The sequence below is a fragment of the Micromonospora sp. WMMD956 genome (assembly GCF_029626125.1).
GTDB lineage: Bacteria > Actinomycetota > Actinomycetes > Mycobacteriales > Micromonosporaceae > Micromonospora > Micromonospora carbonacea.
The window spans coordinates 5326886-5348566 of record NZ_JARUBI010000005.1 but is presented as its reverse complement, the minus strand read 5'-3'; the positions used below and the strand labels follow the sequence as shown (position 1 = coordinate 5348566).

Here is a 21681-nt window from a genome sequence, read left to right as displayed (position 1 = left end):
CGGGCGGGACAACGGGACGACGGGGTCGGCGGGCGGGACGACGGGTCGGCGGGCGGGCGCTCAGGCGGGGGCGGCGTCGCGCTGCCAGGGCACGACGCCGGCCGCGCCGAGGCCGGTGGCCACGGCCTCCACCAGCGCGTCGAGGTACGCCTCGGTCGGCATGGTGCGGGTGATGGCCAGCCGCCAGTACAGCGGCCCGACGATCAGGTCCACGGCGGCGCCGGGCTCGGTGTCGGCGGGCAGCTCGCCCCGGGCGACGGCGCGGGCGACGAGCGACCCGCCGACCTCCTGCTGCTGGGCCCGCAGCGCCGCCTGGAGGGTGGCGTCGATCTCGGGGTTGCGGGCCGCCTCGGCCAGCAGGTCGGGCACGATCTGCGCGGCCAGGGGGTGACTCAGGGCGTGCGCGAGCACCCGCAGCAGCAGGCCGAGGTCGCCGCGCAGGCTGCCGGTGTCCAGCGCCGGCAGCCTGCTGCCGGCGGCGGCGCCGACGACCTCGACGACCAGCTCCAGCTTGGAGCTCCACCGCCGGTAGATCGCGGTCTTGCTGACCCCGGCCCGGCGGGCGACGGCCTCGATGGAGAGCCGGCCGTAGCCGACGGCGGCCAGCTCCTGCATGAGCGCGCGCCGGATGGCCGTGGTGATCTCACCCCGCAGCACCGCCGCGCCGGCCGGCGCGCGCCTCTTCTCGGTGGTCACGGCAGACTCTTCTCGGGCGTCACGGCAGACCCTCCTCGGCTGTCACGTGGGACAATGTACCGCAACGACGGTACGGTTGCGTCCCGACGTGGTTATGGACTACCTTCCACGCAGCGACGAGGCGGCGCTCCACGCACCGGCCACCGGCGAACCCGTCGTCGCGCCCATCCCGTTGGTACAACAGACGCACCCCGCTGGCACGACAAGATCGGAGCGCCCATCCCATGGCCAACACCGCGCTGGCCGACCCCGACGCCGGCCTGTCCCAGGCGCAACTGGCCGCCCGGTACGGGCTGCGGGTCGCCGGCGAGCGGCCGTCCCTGGCGGAGTACACCCGCCGCCTGTGGGCATACCGGCACTTCATCGCCGCGTACTCGAGCGCCAAGCTGGTCGCCTCGTTCAGCAACGCCCGGCTCGGGCAGCTCTGGCAGGTGCTCACCCCGCTGACGAACGCGGCGGTCTACTACCTGATCTTCGGCCTGGTGCTGAAGCAGAACAGCATCCCGAACTTCATCGCGTACCTGACCGCCGGGCTGTTCATCTTCAACTTCACCCAGACCGCGGTGCAGAACGGCACCCAGTCGATCACCGGCAACCTGGGGCTGATCCGGGCGCTGCACTTCCCCCGGGCCTGCCTGCCGCTGGCCGTCATGCTCACCCAGTTCCAGCAGCTGATGGCCTCGCTGGTGGTGCTGATGGGCATCGTGCTGGTCACCGGCGAACCGCTCACGGTCGAGTGGCTGCTGCTCGTCCCGGTGGTGCTGCTCCAGGCGCTGTTCAACGCCGGGCTCACCATGGCCGTGGCCCGGATGGGCTCGAAGGTCGCCGACCTCAAGCAGGTGATGCCGTTCCTGGTGCGCACCTGGATGTACGGCTCCGGCGTGCTCTACAACGTCGCGCTGTTCGAGGAGAACCTGCCGGGCTGGGCGACCCGGATCGTCGAGGCGAACCCGATGCTGGTCTACATCGAGCTGGCCCGGCACGCGCTCCTGGAGGGCGCGCCGCTGCTCAACTCCTCCATGGTCCAGGCGTGGTCGTACGCGGTGGGCTGGGCGGTCGTGATGGGCGTGGGTGGTTTCATCTACTTCTGGCGGGGCGAACAGGAGTACGGCCGTGGCTGAGCACATCGAGGCGTCCAACGACGTCACCGTGACGCTGCCCAGGATCGTCGAGCGCATCCCGACCGTGGTGGTCGACGACGCGCACGTGATCTACCGGGTGCACAAGGGCGCGGCTGGCGGCACCAGCCCGGTGGCCGCCCTGAAGCGGATCGTGTCCCGCACGTCCGCGCCGAACATCCGGGAGGTGCACGCGGTCAAGGGGGTCAGCTTCACCGCGTACCGGGGCGAGGCGATCGGGCTGATCGGCAGCAACGGCTCCGGCAAGTCCACCCTGCTGCGGGCCATCGCCGGGCTGCTGCCGGTCAACCGGGGCGCGGTCTACACCCAGGGGCAGCCGTCGCTGCTGGGCGTCAACGCCGCCCTGCTCAACGACCTGCCGGGCGAGCGCAACGTCACCCTGGGCTGCCTCGCCATGGGCATGCAGCCGGCCGACGTGGCCCGGCTCGCCCCGGAGATCATCGAGTTCTCCGGGATCAACGAGCGCGGCGACTTCGCCTCGCTGCCCATGCGGACGTACTCCTCCGGCATGGCCGCCCGGCTGCGCTTCTCCATCGCGGCGGCCAAGAAGCACGACGTGCTGCTGATCGACGAGGCCCTGGCCACCGGCGACAAGGGCTTCCGCAAGCGCAGCGAGCAGCGGGTGCGGGAGCTGCGGGAGGACGCGGGCACGGTGTTCCTGGTCAGCCACCAGCTCTCCTCGGTGCGGGACACCTGCGAACGGACGATCTGGCTGGAATCGGGCGTGCTGCGGATGGACGGCCCGACCGACGAGGTGCTGCGCGCGTACGAGGACTTCTCCAACAAGAAGTAAGGTTGCGGCTTCCGTACGGTGTCGTGCGGGTGTCTTCCCCACCGCGTCGTCCCTGGGGGGCGGCGCGGTGGTTGCGTTATGGTTCACCCGGCCGCCGTGCGGCCGTCACCCCCTGTTCGCAAACCGTGAGAGTGAGGATCGGCAATGACGCAGGACCACACCACTGGCCCGGACGCCACACCGGAGACCCCGGCGCCGTGGCGGCCCTCGCGGACGGTGGCGGTGGTGCTGGCGGGCGGGACCGGGACCCGGCTCGGCCTCGGCATCCCCAAGCAGCTGCTGAAGATCGCCGGCAAGCCGATCATCGAGCACACCCTGGCGGTCTTCGAGGCGGCCCCCGAGATCGACGAGATCATCGTGCTGATGGCCGACGGGCACGTCCCCGACGCCCAGCGGATCGTCGACAAGGCCGGCTTCCGCAAGGTCAGCAAGGTCATCGCCGGCGGCGACACGCGCAACGCCACCACCCGCATCGCGCTCGACGCGGTCGGCGAGGGCGACGTCAACATCCTCTTCCACGACGCGGTGCGCCCGCTGCTCAGCGGCCGGATCGTCCGGGAGTGCGTCAACGCGCTCTGGACCTACTCGGCGGTCGACGTGGCGATCCCGTCGGCCGACACGATCATCCAGGTCGACGACGACGACTGCATCACCGACATCCCGGTGCGCTCCACGCTGCGCCGGGGGCAGACCCCGCAGGCGTTCCGGTCCGGCACGATCCGCGAGGCGTACCGGATCGCCGCCGGCGACCCCGACTTCGCCGCCACCGACGACTGCGGCGTCGTGCTGCGCTACCTGCCGGGCACCCCGATCAAGGTGATCGACGGCTCGGACGAGAACATCAAGGTCACCCACCCGGTCGACGTGCACCTGGCGGACAAGCTGTTCCAGCTCGCCGCCGCGCAGGCCCCCCGGCTGACCGCCCGGGACTACACCGAGGAGCTGGCCGGCCGCACGATCGTCGTGTTCGGGGGCAGCTACGGCATCGGCCACGAGCTGACCGAGCTGGCCCGCCGCCACGGCGCGCAGGTCTTCCCGTTCAGCCGCTCCACCACCGGCACCCACGTGGAGCGCGCCGAGGACGTCGAGGCCGCGCTGAAGACCGCCTTCGAGGCCACCGGCCGGATCGACCACGTGGTCGTCACCGCCGGCATCCTGGAGAAGGGCGAGCTGGCCGAGATGGACCAGGAGACCATGGACCGGGTCCTGCACGTCAACTTCGTCGGCCCGGTCACCATCGCCCGGCAGTCGCTGCCGTACCTCCAGCAGACCAAGGGTCAGCTGCTGCTCTACACCTCCAGCTCGTACACCCGGGGCCGCGCCCGCTACGCGCTCTACTCGGCCACCAAGGCCGCCCTGGTCAACCTCACCCAGGCGCTGTCCGACGAGTGGGCCGAGTTCGGCGTGCGGGTCAACTGCATCAACCCGGAGCGCACCGCCACGCCGATGCGCACCAAGGCGTTCGGCGAGGAGCCGGAGCACACGCTGCTGGCCGCCGAGACCGTCGCCCAGTCGTCGCTGGACGTGCTGATCTCCGAGCTGACCGGGCAGGTCATCGACGTACGCCGGGCGCCGGGCGAGCTGCCCGCCGCGAGCGTGCCCGCCCAGGCCAGCCGGGCGTCCGCCCCGGCCACGGCCGGCTGACGGGTCGACGGCCACCGCGACGGGCGAAGGAAGCGAAGCGACATGCGTGGTGACCTGGTCAGGAAGCTGGCCGCCCGGGTGGCGGCCACCGGCCTGGCGGTGCTGGCATTCCTCACCCTCGCCCTGACCGGGGCGACCGGCTGGGGCCTGGCGCTCGCGGTGGCGGCCCTCGCCGCCGCCGGCTGGGAGCGCCGGGTCCGCCCGGCCGCCGACAGCACCGCCGAGGCGGTGCTGCTCGCCGCCGCCATCCTCGTCGGCTACGCGCGGCGGCTCGACGCCGGCTTCGACCCGGCGCTGGCGGCGACGGCCCTGGTGCTGCTGGGGCTGGCGCTGCTGGTGGGGCCGCTGCGGCAGGCCGGCGACCTGGAGATCCGGGCGGCGAACCTGCCGGTGCGGTCGTGGACCCCGCTGGTCGCGGCCCGGCTGGGCGACGCCCTGCTGGCGCTGCTCGCCGTGGTGGCGCTGGCCGCCGCCCTGGCGCTGCCGGCCTGGGTGGCCCTGCTGGCGGCCCTCGCCGTCGGCGCGGGGGCCGGTGCGGTCGCGGCGGACCTGGCGAAGCGGCGGTTCCGGCCCGGGGCGGGCGGCTCGGCGGCGGCCCGGGCGCTGCGGGCGCACCGGCCGGAGTTCCTGCTGCACTTCTCCGCCCCGCCCGGGTCGGAATACCAGGTCACCATGTGGCTGCCCTACCTGGAGCGGATCGGCCGGCCGTTCTTCGTGATGGTGCGGGAGCCGGAGTTCCTCGCCCCCATCGCGGCGGCCACCAGCGCCCCGGTGGTCTACTGCCCGACGCTGAAGGCGATGGACGAGGCGCTGGTGCCGGGCCTGAAGGTGGCGTTCTACGTCAACCACGGGGCGAAGAACAGCCACTGCATCCGGTTCTCGCAGCTCACCCACGTGCAGATCCACCACGGCGACAGCGACAAGGCCCCGAGCGCCAACCCGGTCACGGCGCTGTTCGACCGCAACTTCGTCGCCGGGCGGGCCGCGATCGACCGGTACGCCCGCGCCGGGGTGGACATCCCGGCGGAGAAGTTCGTCGTGGTCGGCCGCCCCCAGGTCGAGTCGATCGAGGTACGCCGCGCGCCGGCCACCGGCCTGGCGAATCCGACGGTGCTCTACACCCCGACCTGGACGGGGCACCACGCCGACGCCAACTACTGCTCGCTGCCGGTGGGCGAGACGATCGTGCGGGGGCTGCTGGCCCGGGGCGCGACGGTGATCCTGCGCGCCCACCCGTACACGGGGCAGAACCCGGCGTCGGCGCGGCAGCTCGCCCGGCTCACGGAGCTGCTGGCGGCGGACCGGGCCCGCACCGGTCGGCAGCACGTCTTCGGCGCGGCGGCCAGCCGCGAGCTGTCCCTGGTCGACTGCGTCAACCGCTCCGACGCCCTCGTCTCGGACGTCTCCGGGGTCATCTCCGACTACCTCTACTCCGGCAAGCCGTACGCGGTGACCGACATGGCCGGCGACGGCGACCGGTTCGTCGAGCGGTTCCCGCTGGCCGGCTCGGGCTACGTGCTGCGGCGCGACGCGGGCAACCTCGACGAGGTGCTCGGCCTGCTGCTGGACACCGACCCGAAGGCGGCGGCCCGCTGGGGCACCCGGGCGCACTACCTGGGCGACTTCCCGGTCGAGTCGTACGCCGAGGCGTTCCTGGCGGCGGCCCGCCGGGAGCTGGAGCCGGGCTGGAACCCGCCGGCCCCGCGCGCCGCCGACGCGATGACCCCCTCCCCCACCGCCTGATCGTCCCGCCCGTCGGCTCCTGGACGGTTCCTGCGCGCTTGTGGCAGAAGCCGAGGCTTCGGCGGGCAGACGGGCACCGGCCCCGGCTCTCTTGCGAAGAGAGCCGGGGCCGGCGGGGGGAGGGTGCTGTCAGGCCGAGTAGCCCCGCGTCGCCGCCCAGTGGGCCAGCGCGGCGGTGCTGATCCAGTACGCCGGGACGGCCGGGTCCGCCGAGTCGGCGATCCGCACGGTGCGCCCGGAGTCGCGGTAGCCGACGACGGCGATGTAGTGGCCGCCGGGGAACGAGTGCCAGCCGCCGTCGACGTCGGTGGCGTCGCCGGCGATGTTGACCACGACGCCGCGCCCGGCGCTGACCGCCTGCACCACGTCGGCCCGCAGCCGCTCCGCCTCAGCCGGGGTGGCGGCGCCGCCGGGGATCAGCCGGGTCCGGTACGGCTCGCCCTTGACCATCTCGTTGAGCACCCGAGTGGTGTCGTAGGCGGAGTTGGTGCCCATCTCGGTGGTGCCGAGGCGGACGGCCAGGGCGTCCTGGGTGCCGTCGACCCCGGTGGCGGAGAGCGCGTTGCGCACCGCCGCCGGGCCGCAGTAGTAGTAGGTGGTCTGGGCCTCGTAGTCGTAGTCGAGGACCTTGGTCGACGGCGGCTTCGGGGCCGCCGGCTTCGGCGTCGTCTTCTTCGGCGTCGACCTGGCGGTCAGGTCGGGGTTCGGGGTGGTCGGGGTGGCGCTCGGCGACGGCGAGGCGCTGCCCGGGGCGGCGGTCGCGGGCGGCGCGGCGACCCGGGCCTGGGCGCGGCTGGCCGCGCCGTCGAGGCGGGGCGCGACCTCGGCCACGGCGGCGTTGGTGGTCCGCTGCGGGGCGGGGTCGTCGTTGACGGCGGTGAGCAGCGCGCCGGTGCCGGAGGCCAGCAGCAGCGCCGCGGCGGAGCCGGCGACGACCTGGTAGGGGCGTTCCGTGGCGAGTCGCCGCAGGTGCCGCTTGAGCTGATCGTTCACGTGTTCCTCCACGGGGCGGGGCGGAAGCGGGGGCGCCCGGGCGCGCGTCGGCGCACGGCGGCGCGGACGTGTCCGCGGCCGGTGGGGTCCGCTTTCTGGGGGGACGCCCGTTCAGGCGGGCGTACGCAGGGGTGCGACGGTCAGTGCGCCGGCTCGACGGCGACGGACGCGGGCACCGGGCTCCGTGGTGGAGGAACAACCCGGGGGGTGGGGTCAAACTGCACGAGGATGGAACTCCTTCCGACACCGCCTACCGGGTTAGCTGACGGATTCGGGCGGGAAGATCGCCCTACCGCAGGCCGTGGCCCGCGGATTCACCCCGGACGTGCAATGGGTCCCCGGTTCGTGATGATCACGATTGAGCGGGTCGGCGCGGCGTCGCCTCTTGCGATCGGGTACCGCACCGGACGGGCCGACACTACTGGCCGACGGAAGCCCTGCCAACCCCCTCCGAACTGCTTAAACGTCCCATCGTCGGTCGATTTACCGGTCAGAAGAGACTGACGCGCCTCAATGGGAGGATCGGCCCAGGCGACGCCACCGGCCTGCAACGGGACAACCTGCCGCGATTGTCGGCGCATTGCGTCAAGAGATCGGACCGAATGGACCGGTTGCCCGGATTCGGACGGCCGTGACCCGGCTCACGGCAAATCCCGGAAGCCACCCCGGCCCGCCTTACCAAAGAGCGAGGCCCGCCCCTCCCCCTCCCCCCTCCCCCCTCGCTCCGGTGATCAAGAGAAAAGCGTCAGAGTTGATCTCCACGATGACGCAAACTTCTTGATCACCGGGCCCGGGGCGGTGGGGGGTGGGGGGTGGGTGGGGTCAGCCGATTCGGGCCGGGCGCCAGCGGGCCGGCCGCCAGCCGAGGGCCGGGACGAGCCGGCCGGCCACCGCCGCGCGGGGAGCCGGCGCGGGGGCGGGGCGGACGCGCTCGGCGGCGGCGTACGCCTCGGCGGCCAGCGCCCGGGCGGCCACGGCGGCCAGTTCGGCGTCGTCCCACGCGGCCCGCTCCCGCGCGGCGGCGGCCCGGTAGCGGGCCAGTCTGCCGTCCCGGACGGCCCGGGCCAGGACGACCTCCTGCTCCACCGGGTGCCGCCGGGGGTCCCAGCCGCCCCGGCAGGCGAAGACGTCGCAGAGCTGCCCGATGGACAGCTCGCCCCGCAGGTGGGCCGCCGTGGCGGCGTGGTGCAGCCAGCGTTCCCGGGCCGCGTACTCGGTGGGGGTGCGCGGGGTGTGCGGCGTCGGCAGCGCCCCCGCGTCGCGGAAGCGCCGCGCGGCGGTCTCCGCCTCGTCGTACGCCTGCCAGGCCCGCTCGGCGGCGTCCTGGGCGGCCGTCCAGGCGGCCCGGCGGCGGCGGGCGTTCTGCGCGGCCCCGGCGGCGGCCACCGCCACCTCGTCGGCGTACCGGCGCAGGTCGGCGACCGCCGGGGCGGGCGGGGCGGCGGGCCCGGCGGGGGCCTCGACGGCGGGCGGGTGGTCCCGCTCGGGGCGGGCGACCAGCACCGCGAGCACGGTGAGCGCCAGCACGAGCAGCACGGACCAGATGGCGGCGGCCAGCGGCACCTCGGTCAGGAACTGGTAGAGCACGATGTCCATGGTCGGCACCTCACGACGGTGGAGGCGGAACGGGATCCACGCCGCCGGGCGGGGCGCGGGCGGCGGGGGGGGTGGGGCGGCCGGCCCGGCAGGCGGGTGGGCGGCGCGGTTCGTCGGCGGCGGCGGGCGGGCCCGCCGTGCTGCTCAGGCGGCCGGCGGCGCGCGGGGGCCGGCGGCGGCGGGGACGAAACCGGTCGGCACCCGCTGCGGGGCCGACGCGGCGGCGGGCGGGCGACCGGCCCCGGCGGGCGACGGCCACGGGCCGATGGTGGCGGCGGCGGTGGTCGCGGCCCCTGCGGATCCGGGTGCCGCCACCACGGCGGCGGAAGCGGCAAGATCGGCGGCGGCGGAAGCGGCGGCGACCGCGCCGGCCGGGCCGGGGTCGACGCCGCCGGGAACCACCGCGCCCGCCGGCAGCGCCGCGGCGCCGAGGGAGAACGCGACCACGACGGCGAGCGTCGCCAGCATCCGCGCCGTCCAGCGCGCGACCCACCACAGGGGACAGGTCAGCGCGACGGGAAGCACCCGTCCACGCTACCGCCACCGGTCGCGCGACGCGCCGCCGGCGGGCGGGTCAGCTGCTCGGCGCGGCGCGGCGCACCACCGGCGGGTGGGCGGCGGCCGGCGGGCGGGGGCGGCGCGGGGGCCCGAGCCGGCGGGTCAGCGGCATCTCGACCCAGCGGTGCAACAGCGCGGCCAGACCGAGGTTGACCAGCAGGAAGCCGACCGCCGCCAGGGGGCCCCACCAGCCCGGCAGGCCCGTGCCGAGCCGGTCGGCAAGCCGCAGGACGGTGATCATGACGAAGACGTGCACCAGATAGAAGGCGAAGGAGACCTCGCCGAGCCAGACCATCGGCCGGGACCGCCACGGCGTCCGCGCGCCGCGCACGTCCGCGTCGGCGGCGGCCACGATGACCAGCAGGTACGCCGCCGCGAGCAGCGCCGCCCACAGCTCGGCGCGGATCCACTGGGCGGCGACCACCCAGGTGACGACGAAGATGGCGCTGGCGGCGGTGAGCCCGGGCCCACGCCAGCGCCCCCTGCGCAGCAGCTCGGCGGCGGCCACCCCCATCCAGAACTCCAGCGACCGCACGACCGGGAAGATCTGGGTGAACCACCAGGTGCTCTCCTGCGGCACCAGGCGCTGCCCCGGCCAGAGCGCCACGATCAGCAGCGGCACGGCCGCCACCACCGCCCACAGCGCCCCGACGGGCGCCCGGCGCACCAGGGGCAGCGCGAACGGCAGGCAGACGTAGAAGAACAGCTCGCAGGAGAGCGACCAGCTCACCGAGTTGACGCTGTAGAAGTAGCCGGGCGTCGGGTCCCACGCCTGGACCAGGAACAGGTTCTCCAGCGCGGCGCGGACGTTGACCGGGTCGGCGAAGACCCACACCCCGGTCGCCAGCACCACCGCCCACATCAGCAGGTGGTTCGGGTAGATCTTGGCGAGCCGGCGGCGCAGGAAGTCGCGACGGCGGTCCCCGTCGCGGGCCGACCAGACCAGCACGAAGCCGCTGAGGATGAAGAAGAACTCGACGCCGGACAGGCCCAGCGTGAACAGCCAGTCGACGACGGCCTTGGCCTCGGGCTGGCCGACGATCCGCATGGTGCCGACGTGGTAGCCGAAGACGAGCAGGGCGGCCACCCAGCGCAGCCCGGTCAACGAGGGCAGCCGGCTGGCCGGGCGGGCCGGCGCGTCGGCGCGTACGACGGTCGGGGCGCCGGGGAGGCCGACGGCCCGACCGTCGGCGGGGGTCACCAGCACCGCTCTCCTCCTCGCGGACGCCCGGGCCGAGGCCGCCGCCCGGGTGACGGCGGGCCGCGCGGTGCCGCCCCGCCGGCACCCTACCCGGTGCGGCAGGGCGCGCCGCCCGCCGTCGGGCGTCCCGTGACGCGCCTGGCGGCGGCCCGGGCGCGATGGCCTAATATCGCGGTCTCGGCCACGACGAGGGGACAACACGGATGCACCAGCGGATCCTGCTGCGGGCCAAGAAGGGGCCGTTCGACGTCTACTCCCCGGAGGAGACGTTCGAGCGCAACTGGATCGGCGAGAACGCCGGCAACCTCGTGTTCAGCCACGCGGCGCACAAGCTGTTGCGGACGTCGACGGCGGAGGTCACCTCGTCGGAGTTCCGGGTCAACCCGCGCGAGGCCGACGAGATCAACGAGCGGTTCGACGTGTTCGTGGTGCCGCTGGCCAACGCGTTCCGGCGCAGCTACGCACACCGCCTGGTCGCCATGACCCAGCTGATCGAGCGGCTGAAGATCCCGGTGGTGGTGTTCGGGGTCGGCGCGCAGACCAACGTCGACGCCGACCGGGAGTACCTGCGGCCGATCGACGACGCGGTGAAGGGGTTCGTCTCGGCGGTGCTGGACCGGTCGCACAGCATCGGGGTGCGGGGCGAGATCACCGAGGGGTACCTGCGGACCCTCGGCTTCTCCGCCGTCGACGTGATCGGCTGCCCGTCGATGTTCCTGCACGGCGACAGCCTGCGGGTCGACAAGCGCAAGACCACGCTCACCGTCGAGGACCGGGTGGCGCTGACCGTCTCCCCGTACGTCAAGTCGATGGCGAAGGTCATCGCCTCGCACCACCGGCGGTACCCGAACCTGCGCTACCTGCCGCAGGACCTGAAGACGCTCGGCACCCTGCTCTTCGGCGACGCGCCGGAGGACCGGGGCAAGAAGGCGGCCATCCCGATCCACACCTCCCACCCGCTGTTCACCGAGGACAAGGTGCGGATGTTCGTCGACCCGTGGACGTGGATGGACTACCTGTCGCGGTTCGACTTCAACTTCGGCACCCGCATCCACGGCACCATCACGGCGCTGGTGGCGGGCACGCCGGGCTATCTCTTCGCGCACGACTCGCGGACGCTGGAGCTGGCCCGGTACTTCGACATCCCGCACCGGCTGATGAAGGACGTCCCGCCGGACGTGGACGCCATAGAGCTCTACGACGAGGCCGACTACAGCGCGCTCAACAACGGGCACAAGGCCCGGTACGCGACGATGACGGCGTTCCTGGCCAAGCACGACCTCGGGGTCTCCTTCGCCGACGGCGACAGCGCCGCCCGGTTCGACCGGCAGGTCGCCGAGACGACCTTCCCCCCGGCGGTACGCGCGCAGTCGGCCACCGACCCGGCGGAGCTGATCGCCCGCATCCAGTGGCTGCACGACCGCAACCAGGAGTTGAAGGAGACCGTCGCGGGGTTCGAGTCGCACCGGCTGCGGGCCCGGGTGCGGGCAGCCGGCGGCCGGATGAAGCGGATGCTCAAGCGTTAACCCTCCGTAGGGGGTCTGTTCAGCGAGCCCACCCCCGGCGGATACGTCAGGTTCCGGGGCCGTCCATCCGGGCGGTCGAGGGTGTCGGGCGTGGTCAATGAGCCGACGCGGAGCCCACTGCTGAGCATCGTCGTCCCGGTGCACGGGGTCGAGGCATACCTGTACCAGTGCCTGGAGTCGATCCTCGGCGGCCTGTCCGCCGCCGAGGCCGCCGAGGTCGAGCTGGTCGCCGTCGACGACGCCTCCCCGGACCGGTGCGGGGAGATGCTGCGGTCGTACGCGGCGGGGCGGCCCCAGGTGCGGGTGGTGTCCCTGACCCGCAACGTGGGGCTGGGGCTGGCCCGCAACGCGGGGCTGGCGGAGGCGACGGGCCGGTACGTGTGGTTCGTCGACAGCGACGACTGGCTGCCCCCGGGCGCCCTGCCGGCGGTGCTGGCGCGGCTGCGCCGCGACGAGCCGGACGTGCTGCTGGTGGACCACCTGCGGGTGCACGAGGGCGGCCGGCTGGAGGTCGACGCGAGCAGCCACCTGCTGCGCGGGGTCGACGGGTGCGTCCGGCTGGCCGACCGGCCCGAACTGCTGCGGGTGCAGCACACCGCCTGGAACAAGGTGGTCCGCCGGGCGTTCCTCGACGAGTTGGAGCTGCGCTTCCACCCCGGCTGGTACGAGGACATCCCGTTCAGCCACCCGCTGCTCATCGCCGCGGACCGGATCGGGGTGCTGGACCACGTCTGCTACCACTACCGGCAGGGCCGGCTGGGGGCGATCACCTCGACCCGCAGCGGCCGGCACTTCGACGCGTTCGTCCAGTACGAGCGCCTCCAGCAGTGGGTGGCGCGGCACGTCACCGAGGAGTGGATCCGCACCGACCTGTTCGGTCTGATGATCAACCACTACCTGGTGGTGGTGGGCAACGACGGCCGGGTGCACCCGAGGCTGCGGCGGGGGTTCTTCCGCCGGGTCGCCGAGCACTACCGCCGCTACCTGCCCTCGGGCGGGTACGCCCGGCCGGGCGGGGTGGCCGGGCTGAAGCACCGCCTGGTCGCCCGGGACAGCTACCTCGCGTACAAGACGTTGCGGCGGGCGCACCGGCTGGCCGGGTCGCTGCGGCCGGCGTCGCCCGCCGGGGCGGTGGCCCCCGACGCGGCGTCCGGCGGGAGCGGGCCGCTGGCCGCCGACGCCGCCGCGCCGTCCGAGGCGGACCGGGGCAGCGCCCTGGCGGGCCGGGGATGACCGGGCCGGGACCGGGCGGCACCGCCACCAGCGCCTCCAGCCCCAGCCGCGCCGGCACCGCCGCCGACAGCGCCGGAAGCGCCACCACAGGGGCCGGCGGCGGGCTGCGGCCGGCCCGCGAGGCCGACCTGGCGACGATCCTGCGCTGGCGCAACCACCCGCAGGTCCGCGAGGTCAGCCTCACCCGGCACGAGATCGGCGCGGCCGAGCACGCCGCCTGGTGGGCGGGCGTACGCGTCGACCCGGACCGGCGGGTGCTGGTGCACGAGCACCTCGGGCAGCCCTGCGGCGTGGTGACCTTCTCCGGCGTGACCAGCCCCGACCGGGCGCTGACCTGGGGCTTCTATCTCGACGTCGAGGGGCTGGACGCCCGGCGGGCGCTCCTGCCGGCCTGGCTGTCGCTGGAGGAGGCGGCGATCGCGTACGCGTTCGACACCCTCGGCGCGCGCACCCTCGGCGGGGAGACGCTGGCCACCAACCGGCCGGTGCTGGCGCTGCACCGGCGCTTCGGGTTCACGATCGTCCGGCGCTACGAGCGGGACGTCGACGGCACGCCGCACCAGGTGGTGTGGACGCAACTGAGCAGGGGAACATGACGACAGTCAAGATCGGCCCGCACGCGGTGGGCACCGGCGAGCGGCCCTTCGTGGTGGCCGAGATGTCCGGCAACCACAACGGCAGCCTCGACCGGGCGCTGGCCATCGTGGACGCGGTGGCGGCCAGCGGCGCGCACGCGCTCAAGCTCCAGACGTACACCCCGGACACGCTGACCATCGACGTGGACGCGCCGGAGTTCCGCATCTCCGGCGGCCACGAGCTGTGGGGCGGCGAGCGGCTCTACCAGCTCTTCGAGCGGGCGCACACGCCGTACGAGTGGCACGGGCCGATCTTCGAGCGGGCCCGTCGGCACGGCCTGACGGTCTTCTCGTCGCCGTTCGACGCCACCGCGGTGGAGCTGCTGGAGGAGCTGGACGCCCCGGCGTACAAGATCGCCTCGTCGGAGCTGGTGGACCTGCCGCTGATCCGGCTGGTGGCCGCCACCGGCAAGCCGATGGTGATCTCCACCGGCATGGCCACGGTCGGCGAGATCGACGCCGCGGTGACCGCCGCCCGCGAGGGCGGGGCGGGCGGCATCGTGCTGCTGGCGTGCACCGCGTCGTACCCGGCCCCGCCGCAGGACAGCAACCTGCGCCGGCTGCCGGTGCTGGCCGACACGTTCGGCGTGCCGGTCGGGATCTCCGACCACACGCCCGGCATCGGGGTGCCGGTGGCGGCGGTGGCGCTGGGCGCCTGCCTGATCGAGAAGCACGTGACGCTGCGCCGCGCCGACGGCGGGGTGGACTCGGACTTCTCGCTGGAGCCGACGGAGCTGGCCGACCTGCGCGTCGAGTCCGAGCGGGCCTGGGCGGCGCTGGGCGTCACCACGATCGGCCCGACCCCCACCGAGCGGGAGGGGCTGCGGTTCCGCCGGTCGCTGTACGTGGTGGCCGACGTGCGCGCGGGCGAGCCGGTGACCCGGGACAACGTGCGTTCGATCCGCCCGGCCGGCGGCCTGCCCCCGGCCGACCTGGACCGGGTGCTGGGCCGCACCTTCCGCCGCGACGTGCCCCGGGGCACCGCGCTGGGCTGGGACCTGGTCTGACCGGCGGACATGTCCCGTTCACCTGGCGGCCCGCTGTCGACGCGGGACGGGCATGACGCATTCACCGCCCGCGTCGCGCCCGTTCACCGTCCGGGGTGGGGCCGTTAACTCTGCCGGCTTAGCGTCACGAACCGTCCGCCGGCCGGCACCGTCCCCGGCCGGAAGATCAACCGACCTTGGGAGCACCAGTTGAGCGAGTTGAATGGGTCCTCCATTCTGATCACCGGGGGCACCGGGTCCTTCGGCCGCACCTTCCTGCGGCACGTCCTGGCCGAGGCCGACCCGGCCCGGGTGGTGGTGTTCTCCCGCGACGAGCTCAAGCAGTACGAGCTGCGCCAGCAGCTCGGCGACGACCCCCGGCTGCGCTGGTTCATCGGCGACATCCGGGACCGGCACCGCCTCACCCGGGCCATGCACGGCGTCGACCACGTCGTGCACGCCGCCGCGCTCAAGCAGGTGGACACCGCCGAGTACAACCCGTCGGAGTTCATCGCCACCAACATCACCGGCTCGCAGCACGTCGTCGACGCGGCCATCGAGGCCGGGGTGAAGAAGGTCATCGCGCTCTCCACCGACAAGGCGTCCAGCCCGATCAACCTGTACGGGGCGACGAAGCTCGTCGGCGACAAGCTGTTCGTCTCGGCCAACCACTACGCCGCCCACCACCCGACCCGGTTCGCCGTGGTGCGCTACGGCAACGTGGTGGGCAGCCGGGGCTCGGTGGTGCCGCTGTTCCGCCGGCTCGCCGCCGAGGGCAGGAGCCTGCCCGTCACCGACAAGCGGATGACCCGGTTCTGGATCACCCTGGACCAGGCCGTGCAGTTCGTCGTGGACTCGTTCGACCAGATGCAGGGCGGGGAGCTGTTCGTGCCGCGCATCCCGAGCATGCGCATCCTCGACCTGGTGGAGGCCGTCGCCCCGGACGCCACCACCCACGAGATCGGCATCCGGCCCGGCGAGAAGCTGCACGAGGAGATGATCGCCCCGGACGACAGCCGGCGGACCCTGCGCACCCCGGACCGGTTCATCGTCCAGCCGACCATCGCCACCTGGGGCTACCAGCCGCCCGCGCACTGCGAGCCGGTGCCGGACGGCTTCGCCTACCAGTCGGACAGCAACGACGAGTGGCTCGGCGTGGAGCAGTTGCGCGACATGCTCGGCATCGCCGCGTGATGGCGATGCTCCCGTACGGGCGGCAGTCCGTCACCGACGACGACGTCGCCGCCGTGGTCGCCGTGCTGCGCAGCGACTGGCTCACCACCGGCCCGCAGGTCGACGCGTTCGAGGCGGACCTGGCCGGCTGGACCGGCGGGGTCGGCTGCGCGGCCGTGTCCAACGGCACGGCCGCCCTGCACGTGGCGTACGCGGCGGCCGGCGTCGGCCCCGGCGACGAGGTGGTCGTGCCGCCGATGACGTTCGCGGCCACCGCCAGCACCGCCGTCGCGCTCGGCGCGCGGGTCGTCTTCGCCGACGTCGAGCCGGAGACGTACACCCTGGACCCGGCGGCGGTCGGCGCGGCGCTGACCGGCCGGACGAAGGTGGTGGCGGCGGTCGACTACGCCGGCCACCCCGCCGACTACGACGCGCTGCGCGCGGTGCTCGGCGGCGGCGACCCGCTGCTGCTCGCCGACGCCGCCCACTCGATCGGCGCGGCCTACCACGGCCGGCCGGTCGGGTCACTCGCCGACCTGACCACGTTCTCGTTCTTCCCGACGAAGAACCTCACCACCGCCGAGGGCGGCGCGGTCGCCGCCGTCAGCCCGGCCCTGCTGGAGCGGGCCCGCAGGTTCCGCAACCACGGACTCGTGCGCGACCGCGCCGCGCAGCGCTGGCCGGACGAGGGCGGCTGGCACCAGGAGATCCACGAGTTCGGGCTCAACTACCGGCTGCCGGACGTGCTCTGCGCGCTGGGCCGCAGCCAGCTGCGCCGGCTGCCCCGGTTCCTGGACCGCCGCGCCGAGCTGGTCGCCCGCTACGACGCGGCCCTGGCCGACCTGCCCGGCGTCTCGGTGCCCGGCCGGCGGTCCTGGGCCGAGCCGGCCTGGCACCTGTACCCGATCCGGGTGCACGAGGGCCGCCGCCGCGCCGTCTACGACGCGATGCGGGCCGCCGGGATCGGCGTGCAGGTCAACTACGTCCCCGTGCACTGGCATCCGGCGTTCGCGGAGCTGGGCTACCGGCGCGGCTCCTGCCCGGTGGCCGAGGGGTTCTACGCCGAGCAGCTCTCCCTGCCGCTGTTTCCCGACCTCACCGACGCCGACCAGGACCGCGTCGTCGACGCCCTGGCCGCCGCCCTGCACGCCGCCCCGGCGCGCGCCGCCGCCTGAGGGGACCGGGATGCACCACGCGAACCACTTCTACGGCCACGCGCACGTGCTGGCCCGCTACTGCGGCCTGGGCGACGGGCACCCGCCCCGGATCAACGGGTACGTCCAGCACGGCTGGAACATCGGCGACGGCCTCGCCCCCGGCCACCCGTACGTCGACGGCACGCCGAGCCTGCTGTGGTCGGAGCAGACCCGGCGGCGGGCCTGGTCGGTGGGGCGGCGCAACGTCGTGGTGACCGGCGCGCCGTTCGCGTACCTGCTGGCGTTGCGCGCCGACGACCCGCCCCAGGCGCAGCGGGAGGGCACCATCTGGTATCCGTTCCACGGCTGGGAGGGCCAGCACGTGCGCGGCGACCACCGGGAGCTGATCGCCCGCATCCGCGCCACCGAGCCGGGCCCGGTCACCGTGTGCCTCTACTGGCACGAGTACGGCATGCGCCGGGTCCGCCGCCTCTACGAGCAGGCCGGGTTCCGGGTGATCTGCCACGGCTACCGGGGGCACTGGTGGAAGGACACCGACCCGCTCTTCCTCGACAAGCAGCTCACCGAGCTGCGCCGGCACCGCCGGGTGGCGTCCAACCGGCTGACCAGCGCCATCTTCTACGGCATCGCGGCCGGTTGCGAGCCCGCCGTCTACGGCGACCCGATGATCCTGGCCGACGAGGACCCGACGTTCGGCGGCACCGCCCGCATCCGCCGGCAGTGGCCGGACCTGCACGGCGAGTCGGTGCACCTGCCGACGGCGGTCGAGACCGCCCGCGCCGAACTGGGCACCGACCACCGTTGCACGCCGGCCGAGCTGCGGGAGCTGCTGGGTTGGGCGACCCTCCAGGAGGAACACGTTGACCACTGACACCTCGACCCGCATCGCCCTGCCCGGCGGGGAGATGCTGGCCTGGTCGGACCTGACCGGCCGGCGGCTGCCCGGCGGCGGGCCCCTCGCCGCGCTGGCCGCCCGGGTCGTCCCGGCCGGCGCGCGGGTGCTGCTGGCCGGGCCGCACGACCCCGGGCTGGTCGACCGGCTGGCCCACGCCGACGTGACCTGCCTGCTGCGCAGCTGGCCGGACGGGTCGGCGCTGGCCGAGGACCGGCCCGTGCGGGTGGTCGTCGGCGGCCCCGGCGGGCTGCCGGCCGACGAGACGTTCGACGTGGTGATCGCCGCCGCCGGCCTGGACGCGGTGGAGTCGGTGGAGGGGACCCCGGTCGGCTGGGACGGGCTGCTGCGCCGGCTCGCCGCCGTGCTCGCCCCGGGCGGGACCCTGCTGCTGTGGCTGGACAACCCGGTGGGGCTGACCCGGATGGTCGACACCGCGCCCTGGTACGCCGGCCGCGACGACGCCGACTGGGCGATCGGCGGGGCGCTGGACGCCGGCCGCCCCGCCAACCTGGAGCAGGCGCGGGAGCGGCTGGCCGGGGCGGGGCTGCGCCCCGGCGGCTGCTTCGCCGCGTACCCCGAACCGGGCGCGCCGACCGCGCTCGTCGACGCCGACGCGCTGGCCGCGCACCCCGGCAGCGGGCTGCTGGACGCGGTGCTGCACGGCGCGTGCGCGCCGGGCCGCGCCGACCGTCCCGTGCTCCAGGACCCGGCCCGGCTCGCGGTCGACGCGCTGCACGCCGGGCTGGGCGCCGCGCTCGCCCCGGGCTGGCTGCTGCTGGCCCACCGCCCGGCCCCGGCCGTTTCCGCCTCGGCCGCCCCCGCGGCGGGCGACCCGCCGGACCCGGCCGGCACCGCCCCGGGTGCGGCCCGGACCGCGCCGGCCGGCCCCGGCGGGCTGCCGGTGCTGTGGGTGCAGACCGGGCCGCCCGGGATCGGCGTGGTGGAGGTGACGGCGGCGGCGGACGGCTGGCGGTGGCGGGTGCCCGGCCCGGTCGCGGCGGCCGCCGACGCGCCGTTCGCCACCCGCGCGGCGGCCTGGCGGGACCCGGCCGTGCTCACCGGCGCGGTGCCCGAGGGGCGGCTGCTGCGCACCGTGCTGCTCGACGCCTGCCTGCGCCGCGACCTGGCCGCCCTGCGCCGGCTGCTGCGCGGGTACGCGGCCTGGCTCGACGCGCACGCCGACGACGCCGGGCGGCTCACCGGCGCGACGGCCCTGGCCAGCCTCGACAACGTGGTGCTCGCCGGCGGCGGGGCCTGCACGGCCCGGGACGCCACCGGTGCTCCCCCGGCGTTCGCGGTGCTCGACCCGAGCTGGCGGGCCAGCGACCCGTGGCCGCTGGACGTGACGCTGGCCCGGGGCCTGTGGCGGTTCGCCGCCGCCCTGGCCACCGGCGGGTACGCCCACCCCTGGTCGTCCACCCTCGACGTGGCCGGGCTGACCGTGGTGCTGGCCGGCACCGCCGGGCGCGACCTGGACCGGGCGACGGTGACGGCCGCCGTCGACGCGGAGGTGGCGGTCACCGCGGCGCTGCGCGGGTTGGACAACGCCGACCGCGTCGCCCTCGCCGACGAACTGCGCGCCGTGGAGCCCACCGCGCCCCCGGTCGGCCTGGACAGCCACCAGCAGCTGCGCGAGGCGTGGCTGCGGCAGCGCGCCGAGCTGACCCGGGTGACGGCCCTGCTGCGCTGGACGGAGGAGCTGCTCACCTCCCGGGAACGGGCGCTGCGCCGGGCCGAGGCGACCATCAACCTGCTCAGCGGCTCGATCAGCTACCGGGTCGGCCGGCTGGCGATCACCCCCGCCCGGCTGGCCAAGCGGGGCGCCCGCGCGGCGAAACGGCGGGCCAAGGACGCCCTCGCGCCCCGCCGCGCCGAGGAGGAACAGCAGTGACCCGGATCGTGGGGATCGTGCAGGCCCGGATGGGCTCGTCCCGGCTGCCCGGCAAGGTGCTGCGACCGTTGGCCGGGCGCTCGGTGCTCGGCCGGGTGGTCCGGGCCGCCGCCGACGGCGGGGTGCTCGCCGACCTGGTGGTCGCGACCAGCACCGAGGCCGCCGACGACGCGGTGGCCGCCGAGTGCGCCCGGCTCGGCGTGGCCTGCCACCGGGGCCCCGTCGACGACGTGCTCGACCGGTTCGTGGGCGCGCTCGACGCGCACCCCGGCGACGCGGTCATGCGGTTCACCGCCGACTGCCCGCTGCTCGACCCGGAGATCGTCCGGCTGGTCGCCGACATGTACCGGGCCGTGCCGGGGCTGGACTACGCGAGCACGTCGATCGCGCGGACGCTGCCGCGCGGGCTGGACGTGGAGATCATCCGGGCGGACACGCTGCGGACGCTGCACCGCATCGCCACCGACCACCACCGGGTGCACGTGACCTCGTACGCGTACACCCATCCGGAGCTGTTCCGGGTGCTCGGGGTGACGCTCACCCCCGACCGGTCGGCCCTGCGGCTCACCCTCGACACCGAGCAGGACTGGGCGCTGGTGCGGGCGGTGACCGACCACTTCGGCGACGTCAGCGTCCCGCTGGCGAAGCTCGCCGACTGGCTGGCGGGCCAGCCGGCCCTGCGCGCCCTGAACGCCGCCGTGCGGCAGAAGCGGCTGGAGGAGTCCTGAGCACCGTGCGCGTCGGGGTCCGCTGCGACGCCGGGCCCACCCGGGGGGTGGGGCACCTGGTGCGCTGCCTCGCCCTGGCCGAGGAGTTCCTCGCCCGGGGTCACCGCGTCGAGTTCTTCGGCACCGTCGAGGGCGTCGGCTGGGCGGGCCGGCAGCTCGCCGCCCGGGGCATCCCGCTGCACCCCGGGCTGCAGCGCCCCGCCGACCTCGTGGCGGCGGCCCGCCGGCACGGCCTCGACGTGGTGGTGCTCGACTCGTACGAGCTGGACCCGGCCGGGGCGGGGGCGCTGCGCGCGGCGGGGGTGGTGACCCTCGCCGTGGTCGACGGCGACACCCGGGGGCAGGACGCCGACGTCTACCTGGACCAGAACCTGGGCGCGGCGCACGGGCCGCTGCCCGGCCGGCTGCTCGCCGGGACGGCGTACCCGCTGCTGCGCGACGCGGTGGTGGCCGCGCGGCCGGCGACGCCCCGCCCCGCGACGCCCGTGGCCCGGCCCCGGGTGCTGGCCTTCTTCGGCGGCACCGACGCGTTCGGGGCGGCCCCGGTGCTGGCCCGGGTCCTGCTGGCCACCGGGCACCCGATGGACCTGACCGTGGTCGTCGGCCGCGCCGACGTCGAGGCGGAGCTGGCGGCCCTGACCCCGGGCCGGGGGCAGGCGGTGCGGCCCGTGCCGCCCACCGACGACCTGCCCGCCCTGGTCACCGCCGCCGACCTGGTGGTCAGCGCCGCCGGCACGTCCACCTGGGAGTTGTGCTGCCTCGGCGCGCCGGCCGCGCTGGTGTGCGTGGTGGACAACCAGCGCGAGTCGTACGGCCGGGTGGTGGACGCGGGGCTCGTGGCCGGCCTCGGCGAGCTGCCCGCGCTGGCCGCCGCCGGGCTGCCCGGCCGGACGGCCCGCGCCGGGGCCGCGCGGACGCTGCGCGCCCTGCTCGACTCCCCCGAGCGCCGGGCCGCTCTGGCCGCCCGAGCCTGGGCCACGGTCGACGGGCGCGGCCGGGCCCGGGTCGCCGACGCGGTGCTCGCCCTCGTCGGCGCGCCCAGCCGCAGCTAGCCGCCCACGGAACGCCCCGCGCCGCCGCCCGCCGGGCAGCCG

At 75.1% G+C, this 21681-nt stretch carries 19 protein-coding genes and 1 riboswitch; of the genes, 14 read left to right on the top strand and 5 right to left on the bottom strand.

All coding sequences use genetic code 11. The features are described 5' to 3' along the window. Positions 1 to 60: 60 nt before the first annotated feature. The gene (locus O7628_RS23455; RefSeq protein ID WP_278133693.1) at positions 61 to 696 is read right to left on the bottom strand and encodes a TetR/AcrR family transcriptional regulator; all 636 of its coding nucleotides are present in this window, start codon (positions 694 to 696) and stop codon (positions 61 to 63) included. Positions 697 to 920: 224 nt separating this feature from the next. Between O7628_RS23455 and O7628_RS23450 the strand changes: the two genes are divergently transcribed. From O7628_RS23450 to O7628_RS23435, 4 genes are all read left to right on the top strand, one after another. Further along, positions 921 to 1817 carry an ABC transporter permease gene (locus tag O7628_RS23450; RefSeq protein WP_074475813.1) on the top strand — a complete coding sequence of 299 codons (897 nt, stop codon included), beginning with the start codon at positions 921 to 923 and terminating at the stop codon, positions 1815 to 1817. After that, positions 1810 to 2628 carry an ABC transporter ATP-binding protein gene (locus tag O7628_RS23445; protein WP_074475812.1) on the top strand — a complete coding sequence of 273 codons (819 nt, stop codon included), beginning with the start codon at positions 1810 to 1812 and terminating at the stop codon, positions 2626 to 2628. Before O7628_RS23450 ends, O7628_RS23445 begins: the two co-directional genes overlap by 8 nt. Positions 2629 to 2772: 144 nt before the next feature. Continuing rightward, a complete protein-coding gene (locus tag O7628_RS23440; protein WP_278133689.1) occupies positions 2773 to 4272 on the top strand; it encodes a bifunctional cytidylyltransferase/SDR family oxidoreductase in 1500 nt (499 codons plus the stop codon). Positions 4273 to 4314: 42 nt separating this feature from the next. Beyond that, entirely contained in the window at positions 4315 to 6015 is a 1701-nt protein-coding gene (locus tag O7628_RS23435) for a CDP-glycerol glycerophosphotransferase family protein (protein WP_278133687.1), read from the top strand. Positions 6016 to 6144: 129 nt separating this feature from the next. On the opposite strand, the gene O7628_RS23430 is transcribed toward O7628_RS23435, so the two are convergent. The 4 genes from O7628_RS23430 to O7628_RS23415 form a co-directional block, all read right to left on the bottom strand. Next, positions 6145 to 7020, bottom strand: a complete 876-nt coding sequence (locus O7628_RS23430; protein ID WP_278133685.1) for a C39 family peptidase — start codon at positions 7018 to 7020, stop codon at positions 6145 to 6147. Between the two features lie 220 nt (positions 7021 to 7240). Then, positions 7241 to 7383, bottom strand: a riboswitch (cyclic di-AMP (ydaO/yuaA leader). A 447-nt stretch (positions 7384 to 7830) separates the two neighbouring features. Continuing rightward, complete coding sequence (locus O7628_RS23425) at positions 7831 to 8604, bottom strand: hypothetical protein (protein ID WP_278133683.1); 774 nt, start codon at positions 8602 to 8604, stop codon at positions 7831 to 7833. A 144-nt stretch (positions 8605 to 8748) separates the two neighbouring features. Next, positions 8749 to 9129, bottom strand: coding sequence for a hypothetical protein (locus O7628_RS23420; protein ID WP_278133681.1), 381 nt, complete (start codon positions 9127 to 9129; stop codon positions 8749 to 8751). Positions 9130 to 9178: 49 nt separating this feature from the next. Then, positions 9179 to 10369, bottom strand: a complete 1191-nt coding sequence (locus tag O7628_RS23415) for an acyltransferase (RefSeq protein WP_278133679.1) — start codon at positions 10367 to 10369, stop codon at positions 9179 to 9181. A 197-nt stretch (positions 10370 to 10566) separates the two neighbouring features. On the opposite strand from O7628_RS23415, the gene O7628_RS23410 reads away from it, so the two are divergent. The 10 genes from O7628_RS23410 (at position 10567) to O7628_RS23365 (ending at position 21639) form a co-directional block, all read left to right on the top strand. Next, positions 10567 to 11889 (top strand): polysaccharide pyruvyl transferase family protein, encoded by a 1323-nt coding sequence (locus O7628_RS23410; RefSeq protein WP_178064132.1) that lies wholly within the window; start codon positions 10567 to 10569, stop codon positions 11887 to 11889. 90 nt (positions 11890 to 11979) lie between these two features. Then, positions 11980 to 13122 carry a glycosyltransferase gene (locus O7628_RS23405; RefSeq protein ID WP_278133676.1) on the top strand — a complete coding sequence of 381 codons (1143 nt, stop codon included), beginning with the start codon at positions 11980 to 11982 and terminating at the stop codon, positions 13120 to 13122. Beyond that, the gene (locus O7628_RS23400; protein WP_278133675.1) at positions 13119 to 13718 is read left to right on the top strand and encodes a GNAT family N-acetyltransferase; all 600 of its coding nucleotides are present in this window, start codon (positions 13119 to 13121) and stop codon (positions 13716 to 13718) included. Before O7628_RS23405 ends, O7628_RS23400 begins: the two co-directional genes overlap by 4 nt. Beyond that, the gene (pseI, locus tag O7628_RS23395; RefSeq protein ID WP_043962757.1) at positions 13715 to 14764 is read left to right on the top strand and encodes a pseudaminic acid synthase; all 1050 of its coding nucleotides are present in this window, start codon (positions 13715 to 13717) and stop codon (positions 14762 to 14764) included. Before O7628_RS23400 ends, pseI begins: the two co-directional genes overlap by 4 nt. A gap of 189 nt (positions 14765 to 14953) precedes the next feature. Next, positions 14954 to 15937: a UDP-N-acetylglucosamine 4,6-dehydratase (inverting) gene (gene pseB / locus O7628_RS23390; protein ID WP_074475803.1), complete on the top strand. Its 984-nt coding sequence runs from the start codon at positions 14954 to 14956 to the stop codon at positions 15935 to 15937. A gap of 5 nt (positions 15938 to 15942) precedes the next feature. Continuing rightward, on the top strand, positions 15943 to 17091 hold the full coding sequence (locus O7628_RS23385; RefSeq protein WP_278136390.1) for an aminotransferase class I/II-fold pyridoxal phosphate-dependent enzyme: 1149 nt from the start codon (positions 15943 to 15945) through the stop codon (positions 17089 to 17091). Positions 17092 to 17101: 10 nt separating this feature from the next. Then, on the top strand, positions 17102 to 17944 hold the full coding sequence (locus tag O7628_RS23380; protein WP_278133654.1) for a hypothetical protein: 843 nt from the start codon (positions 17102 to 17104) through the stop codon (positions 17942 to 17944). Then, a complete protein-coding gene (locus O7628_RS23375) occupies positions 17934 to 19859 on the top strand; it encodes a class I SAM-dependent methyltransferase (RefSeq protein WP_278133653.1) in 1926 nt (641 codons plus the stop codon). Before O7628_RS23380 ends, O7628_RS23375 begins: the two co-directional genes overlap by 11 nt. Next, the gene (locus O7628_RS23370; RefSeq protein ID WP_278133652.1) at positions 19856 to 20587 is read left to right on the top strand and encodes an NTP transferase domain-containing protein; all 732 of its coding nucleotides are present in this window, start codon (positions 19856 to 19858) and stop codon (positions 20585 to 20587) included. The genes O7628_RS23375 and O7628_RS23370 overlap by 4 nt, the downstream gene beginning before the upstream one ends. Further along, positions 20584 to 21639, top strand: a complete 1056-nt coding sequence (locus O7628_RS23365) for a spore coat protein (RefSeq protein WP_278136389.1) — start codon at positions 20584 to 20586, stop codon at positions 21637 to 21639. The genes O7628_RS23370 and O7628_RS23365 overlap by 4 nt, the downstream gene beginning before the upstream one ends. Positions 21640 to 21681 lie beyond the last annotated feature (42 nt).

What these genes read in the sequence shown, in the direction of transcription:
- pseI (WP_043962757.1), top strand. Translation starts at nt 13,715, where the DNA reads ATGACGACAGTCAAGATCGGCCCGCACGCGGTGGGCACCGGCGAGCGG.
- O7628_RS23385 (WP_278136390.1), top strand. Translation starts at nt 15,943, where the DNA reads ATGCTCCCGTACGGGCGGCAGTCCGTCACCGACGACGACGTCGCCGCC.
- O7628_RS23380 (WP_278133654.1), top strand. Translation starts at nt 17,102, where the DNA reads ATGCACCACGCGAACCACTTCTACGGCCACGCGCACGTGCTGGCCCGC.
- O7628_RS23400 (WP_278133675.1), top strand. Translation starts at nt 13,119, where the DNA reads ATGACCGGGCCGGGACCGGGCGGCACCGCCACCAGCGCCTCCAGCCCC.
- O7628_RS23440 (WP_278133689.1), top strand. Translation starts at nt 2,773, where the DNA reads ATGACGCAGGACCACACCACTGGCCCGGACGCCACACCGGAGACCCCG.
- O7628_RS23435 (WP_278133687.1), top strand. Translation starts at nt 4,315, where the DNA reads ATGCGTGGTGACCTGGTCAGGAAGCTGGCCGCCCGGGTGGCGGCCACC.
- O7628_RS23425 (WP_278133683.1), bottom strand. Translation starts at nt 8,604, where the DNA reads ATGGACATCGTGCTCTACCAGTTCCTGACCGAGGTGCCGCTGGCCGCC.
- O7628_RS23450 (WP_074475813.1), top strand. Translation starts at nt 921, where the DNA reads ATGGCCAACACCGCGCTGGCCGACCCCGACGCCGGCCTGTCCCAGGCG.
- O7628_RS23410 (WP_178064132.1), top strand. Translation starts at nt 10,567, where the DNA reads ATGCACCAGCGGATCCTGCTGCGGGCCAAGAAGGGGCCGTTCGACGTC.